Genomic DNA, 6,129 nt, shown 5'->3' with positions numbered 1-6,129 from the left:
GACGGCGGCGCCCGGCCCCCGGCCGTGCGCGCCGTCGACCTGCGCACCGGCGCCGCGCGCCGGCCGGCCGCCGTGCCGAAGGGCTGCGCGCCGACCGAGGTCACCGCCGCCGCGCGGCAGGTCCTCGCCATCGCCGCCTGCGGCGCCGAACTGAAGCTCGTCGCCTTCTCCCCGGCGGACGGCGGGGCGCGGTGGACGGTGCCGGTCGACGCCCGCCGCGGCGTGCCCACCGGCACCGCCGTGACCTTCCTGTCGGCGGACCCGGCCGTGGTGCGGGTCGGCGACCCGGACAGCGGCGGACCGATCTCCTACCGGGCCTTCGGGCCGGACGGCCGGCCCCAGGGCGTGATCGACGGGGCCGGCGGCTACGGCGAGATCACGCGGGCGACCGTCGCCGACGGGCGGCTGTTCGCCGTCGCCACGTACACCGGCAACCAGGACGCCGAATGGGAACGGCTCGTCGCCTTCGACCTCGACAGCGGCAAGGAGCTGTGGAGTGAGCACGTGGCGAGCGGCCGGACCGACACCGCGGGGCTGGCGGCGGGCAACGGCCGCGTCACGGTCCTGACCGTCTCGTCCAAGTGGGGGGACAGGCTCCTCGCGTACGCCGCCGCCGACGGCGACGAGGAGGACGACCGCGCCTTCCGCGACCACATCGGCGGCGGGGCGCTGTTCACCTACGACGACCTCGTCGTCGTCTTCCGCCACGGCACGGGCGTGCGGCCCTTCTCCGCGTACGAGCGCTGGTGACGCCGATGCCCCGGCTGTTCGCTTCGGCCAAAGCGGACAGGAGCGCCCCGCACACCACTCCACACCGGACAAGCGTCCGGCGGCCCGCCCGGCCCTACGGTGTCACCAGAGCAACCGCTCGCACCCCGATACGGAAAGGGCCGGGACGCAATGACGACCACCCACGCCTTCTGGCTCGCCGGCCGTGAGGCCACCGGCGAGGCCACCTTCGACGTCACGAACTCGTACGACGGACGTCTGGTCGGCAAGGTCAGCGTGCCCACCGAGGCCCAGGTCGAGGAGGCCGTCGCCGCCGCGCACGCCGTCGTCGACGAGTTCGCCGCGACCCCGGCGCACGTCCGCGCCGCCGCCCTCGACCACGTGTCGAAGCGGCTCGCCGAGCGCACCGAGGAGATCGCCCAGCTGATCTCCGCCGAGAACGGCAAGCCGATCAAGTGGGCCCGCGGCGAGGTCGGCCGTGCCGTGTCCGTGTTCCGCTTCGCCGCCGAGGAGGCGCGCCGCTGGAACGCCGGCGAGGCCCAGCGTCTCGACACCGAGGCCGGCGGCGTGGGCCGCCTCGCGCTGACCCGCCGTATCCCCAAGGGTGTCGTGCTCGGCATCGCGCCGTTCAACTTCCCGCTGAACCTGAGCGCCCACAAGGTCGCCCCGGCCATCGCCGTCGGCGCGCCGATCATCCTCAAGCCGGCCCCGAGCACCCCGATCTCCTCCCTCGTCCTGGGCGAGATCCTGGCCGAGACCGACCTGCCGGCCGGCTCCTGGTCGATCCTGACCGTGCCGAACGACCGCATGCCCGCCCTGGTCCAGGACGAGCGCCTCCCGGTCATCTCCTTCACCGGCTCCGACACCGTCGGCTACGCCATCCAGCAGTCCGTGCCGCACAAGCACTGCACCCTGGAGCTCGGCGGCAACGCCGCCGCCGTCGTGCTGTCCGACTGGTCCTCCGAGGCCGACCTGGACTGGGCCGCGACCCGCATCGCGACCTTCTCCAACTACCAGGGCGGCCAGTCCTGCATCTCCGTGCAGCGCGTGATCGCCGACGCCTCCGTCTACGACCGCCTGCTGCCGAAGATCGTCGCCGCGGTCGAGGCCCAGGTCACCGGTGACCCGGCGGACGACGCCACCGACGTCGGCCCGCTCGTCGACGAGAACGCCGCCAAGCGCGTCGAGTCCTGGGTGGACGAGGCCGTCGCGGCCGGCGCCAAGCTGCTCGCCGGCGGCAAGCGCGAGGGCGCCACCTACGCCCCGACCGTCCTCACCGAGCTCCCGGCCGGTGTCACCCTGGCCCGCGCCGAGGTCTTCGGCCCGGTCCTCACGGTCACCAAGGTCGACGGCGAGGCCGAGGCGTTCGCCGCGGTCAACGACTCGGACTTCGGTCTCCAGGCGGGTGTCTTCACCCACGACCTGCAGACCGCCTTCCGCGCCCACCGCGTCCTCGAGGTCGGCGGCGTGATCGTCGGCGACGTCCCGTCCTACCGCGCCGACCAGATGCCGTACGGCGGCGCCAAGCGCTCCGGCGTCGGCCGCGAGGGCGTCAAGTACGCCATGGACGACTACACCTACGAGCGGGTCATGGTCCTCACGGGCCTGGCGCTCTGATCCGTACGGAGTAACCACTCCGTACCCCTCGGCCGACGGCCCGAGCCCACTGTGCGGGGGCTCGGGCCGTCTCCTTTCCGCTACGCCACCGGCCCGCTACGCCACCGGCTCGTCCTCCAGTCGGAACGCCTCCGCCGGGCCCGCCCGGAACGCCTTGTTCGCCACGGCCGCCGCCGCCATGTGCGGGGCCGCGTCATGGGCCGCGAGCGCCTCGGCCGAGGCCCAGCGCTCCAGGATGACGAACCGGTCCGGATCGTCGGCGACCCGGTGCAGGTCGTACTGCAGGCACCCCTCCTCCGCGCGCACCAGCGGCGCGAGCCGCTCGAAGGCGGCGACCTGGTCATCGCCCCGGCCGGGCAGGGTGGTGAGGTGGACAACGAGCTTGATCGGCTGTGACATGCCGCGGACCCTAGCCGGGTCCGCACCCGCTCCGCTCGTCTTTCCCAACTGGTGGATATCGGGTACGACGGGGAGTAGCCCCATCCCCCGACGAGCGGCGAGGTGACCCTCCTCATGTCCGCACCCACCCAGCGGCCGCCCAAGGTCAGCGAGCGCGAGGCCCGGCAGGTCGCCGAGGCAGCGCGCGAGCAGGACTGGCGCAAACCCAGCTTCGCCAAGGAACTCTTCCTCGGCCGGTTCCGCCTCGACCTCATCCATCCGCACCCGCTGCCCGCCGACGAGGACGTCCGGCGCGGCGAGGCGTTCCTCGACCGGCTGCGGGCCTTCTGCCGGACCGAGGTCGACGGCGCCCGCATCGAGCGCGAGGCCCGCATCCCCGACGAGACCATCGCCGGCCTGCGTGAACTCGGCGCCTTCGGGATGAAGATCGACCCGAAGTACGGCGGGCTCGGCCTCACCCAGCTGTACTACAACCGGGCCCTCGCCCTCGTCGGCTCGGTCAGCCCCGCGCTCGGCGCGCTGCTCTCCGCGCACCAGTCGATCGGCGTACCGCAGCCGCTGAAGATCTTCGGCACCCAGGAGCAGAAGGACGCCTTCCTGCCCCGGCTCGCCGCCGGCGCCATCTCCGCCTTCCTCCTCACCGAGCCCGACGTCGGCTCCGACCCGGCCCGGCTCGCCACCACCGCCGTCCCCGACGGCGACGACGCCTACGTGCTCGACGGCGTGAAGCTGTGGACCACCAACGGCGTCATCGCCGACCTGCTCGTCGTCATGGCCCGCGTCCCCGCATCCGAGGGCCACAAGGGCGGCATCACCGCCTTCGTCGTCGAGGCGGACTCGCCCGGCATCACCGTCGAGCACCGCAACGCCTTCATGGGCCTGCGCGGCCTGGAGAACGGCGTCACCCGCTTCCACCAGGTCAGGGTCCCGGCCGCGCAGCGCATCGGCCCCGAGGGCGCCGGCCTCAAGATCGCCCTCACCACCCTCAACACCGGCCGGCTCTCGCTGCCCGCGGCCTGCGCCGGCGCCGGCAAGTGGTGCCTGAAGATCGCCCGCGAATGGGCCGCCGAACGCGAGCAGTGGGGCAAGCCGGTCGCCCGGCACGAGGCCGTCGGCACCAAGATCTCGTTCATCGCCGCCACCGCCTTCGCCCTGGAGGCCGTCGTCGACCTCGCCTCCCAGATGGCCGACGAGGACCGCAACGACATCCGCATCGAGGCCGCCCTCGCCAAGCTGTACGGCTCCGAGATGGCCTGGCGGATCGCCGACGAACTGGTCCAGATCCGCGGCGGCCGCGGCTACGAGACCGCCGACTCGCTCGCCGCCCGCGGCGAACGCGCGGTCCCCGCCGAGCAGCTCCTGCGCGACCTGCGCATCAACCGCATCTTCGAGGGCTCCACCGAGATCATGCACCTGCTGATCGCGCGGGAGGCCGTCGACGCCCACCTCGCCGTCGCCGGCGACATCATCGACCCCGACAAGGCCCTCGCCGACAAGGCCAGGGCGGGCGCCCGGGCAGGCGGCTTCTACGCCCGCTGGCTGCCGCAGCTCGTCGCCGGACAGGGACAGCTCCCGGGCGCGTTCGGCGAGTTCGGCGACCTCGCCGGCCACCTCAGGTACGTCGAGCGCACCTCCCGCAAGCTCGCCCGCTCCACCTTCTACGCGATGTCCCGCTGGCAGGGGAAGATGGAGCTCAAGCAGGCGTTCCTCGGCCGGATCGTCGACATCGGCGCCGAACTCTTCGCGATGAGCGCCGCCTGCGTGCGCGCCGAACTCCTGCGCACCACCGGCGAGCACGGCCGCGAGGCCCACCAGCTCGCCGACGTCTTCTGCCGCCAGGCCCGGCTGCGGATCGCCGAGCTGTTCGGCCGGCTCTGGGCCAACACCGACGACCTGGACCGCAAGGTCGTCGACGGCGTGCTCGCCGGCTCGTACACCTGGCTGGAGGAGGGCATCCTCGACCCCAGCGGCGACGGCCCGTGGATCGCCGACACCACCCCCGGCCCGTCGGCCAGGGAGAACGTGCACCGCCCCATCGCCTGACCGTCCTACAGAGAAACGTCAGGGTCCCGTCCAGTTTGCGGACGGGACCCCCGCCGTTCCGCCCGCCACGGCAGGATGACCGGCGTGACCGTCATCGACATCCCCGGCTCCAAGTCCGTCACCGCCCGCGCCCTCTTCCTCGCCGCCGCGGCCGAAGGCACCACCACCCTGCTCCGGCCGCTCCACTCCGACGACAGCGAAGGCTTCGTGGAGGGCCTGAAGGCCCTCGGCTACGCCGTCCGGCAGGAGCCCGGCGCCTGGCACATCGAGGGCCGGCCCGCCGGGCCCGGGGTCGCCGAGGCCGACGTCTACTGCCGCGACGGCGCCACCACCGCCCGCTTCCTGCCCGCGCTCGCCGCCGCGGGCCACGGCACCTTCCGCTTCGACGCCTCCGCGCAGATGCGCCGCCGCCCGCTCGGCCCGCTCTCGACCGCGCTGCGCGAGCTCGGCGTCGACCTCGCCCACGGCGAGCGCGAGGGCCACCACCCGCTCACCGTCACCGGCCGCGGCATCAAGGGCGGCGCGATCCGCCTCGACGCCGGCCAGTCCTCCCAGTACCTGACCGCGCTCCTCATGCTCGGCCCGCTCACCACCGAGGGCCTCGCGATCACCGTCACGGACCTGGTCTCGGAGCCGTACGTCGAGATCACCCTCGCGATGATGCGGAGCTTCGGCGCCGAGATCAGCCGCGAGGACGGCGCCGACGGCCGCACCCGTACGTACACCGTCGCGCCCACCGGCTACCGCGCCACCACGTACGCCATCGAGCCGGACGCCTCCACCTCCTCGTACTTCTTCGCCGCCGCCGCCCTCGTCCCCGGCGCCGAGGTCACCGTGCCCGGCCTGGGCACCGGCGCCCTCCAGGGCGACCTCGGCTTCGTCGACGTGCTCGGCCGCATGGGCGCCGAGGTGACGGTCGCCGAGGACCGGACCACCGTCCGCTCCACCGGCACCCTGCGCGGCCTCACCGTCAACATGCGCGACATCTCCGACACCATGCCCACCCTCGCCGCCCTCGCGCCCTTCGCCGACGGCCCGGTCCGCATCGAGGACGTCGCCAACACCCGGGTCAAGGAGTGCGACCGGCTCGACGCCTGCGCCGAGAACCTGCGCCGGCTGGGCGTCGGCGTCGAGACCGGCCCCGACTGGATCGAGATCCGGCCCGGGACCCCGCGCGGACCGGTGGAGATCGCCACCCACGGCGACCACCGCATCGTGATGTCCTTCGCGGTCACCGCGCTGCGCACCCCCGGCGTCACGTACGACGACCCCGGCTGCGTACGGAAGACCTTCCCGGACTTCCACACGGTCTTCGGCGGCTTCGCCCGGGGGCTGTGAAAC

4 protein-coding genes and 1 pseudogene are annotated in these 6,129 nt (G+C 73.6%); 4 read left to right on the top strand and 1 reads right to left on the bottom strand.

Annotation, left to right across the window (positions count from 1 at the left end; genetic code table 11):
• A pseudogene (locus ACWEV0_RS16690) lies at positions 1–750 on the top strand (hypothetical protein); the annotation flags it as partial.
• Between the two features lie 150 nt (positions 751–900).
• Entirely contained in the window at positions 901–2,346 is a 1,446-nt protein-coding gene (locus ACWEV0_RS16685; protein WP_453150015.1) for an aldehyde dehydrogenase family protein, read from the top strand.
• Between the two features lie 96 nt (positions 2,347–2,442).
• Here ACWEV0_RS16685 and ACWEV0_RS16680 read toward each other — a convergent pair whose 3' ends face one another.
• A complete protein-coding gene (locus tag ACWEV0_RS16680; protein ID WP_453150014.1) occupies positions 2,443–2,745 on the bottom strand; it encodes a putative quinol monooxygenase in 303 nt (100 codons plus the stop codon).
• Positions 2,746–2,859: 114 nt separating this feature from the next.
• Between ACWEV0_RS16680 and ACWEV0_RS16675 the strand changes: the two genes are divergently transcribed.
• Positions 2,860–4,788: an acyl-CoA dehydrogenase family protein gene (locus tag ACWEV0_RS16675; protein WP_453150013.1), complete on the top strand. Its 1,929-nt coding sequence runs from the start codon at positions 2,860–2,862 to the stop codon at positions 4,786–4,788.
• An 84-nt stretch (positions 4,789–4,872) separates the two neighbouring features.
• A complete protein-coding gene (aroA, locus tag ACWEV0_RS16670) occupies positions 4,873–6,126 on the top strand; it encodes a 3-phosphoshikimate 1-carboxyvinyltransferase (protein ID WP_453150012.1) in 1,254 nt (417 codons plus the stop codon).
• The last annotated feature ends 3 nt before the right edge of the window (positions 6,127–6,129 follow it).

The organism is Streptomyces sp. NPDC003943, assembly GCF_053605265.1.
The sequence above is the reverse complement of the archived record's forward strand: the minus strand, read 5'-3'. Positions and strand labels throughout refer to the sequence as shown.

Coding starts and splice junctions, on each gene's coding strand:
- ACWEV0_RS16685 (WP_453150015.1), top strand. CDS start 901: ATGACGACCACCCACGCCTTCTGGCTCGCCGGCCGTGAGGCCACCGGC.
- ACWEV0_RS16675 (WP_453150013.1), top strand. CDS start 2,860: ATGTCCGCACCCACCCAGCGGCCGCCCAAGGTCAGCGAGCGCGAGGCC.
- ACWEV0_RS16680 (WP_453150014.1), bottom strand. CDS start 2,745: ATGTCACAGCCGATCAAGCTCGTTGTCCACCTCACCACCCTGCCCGGC.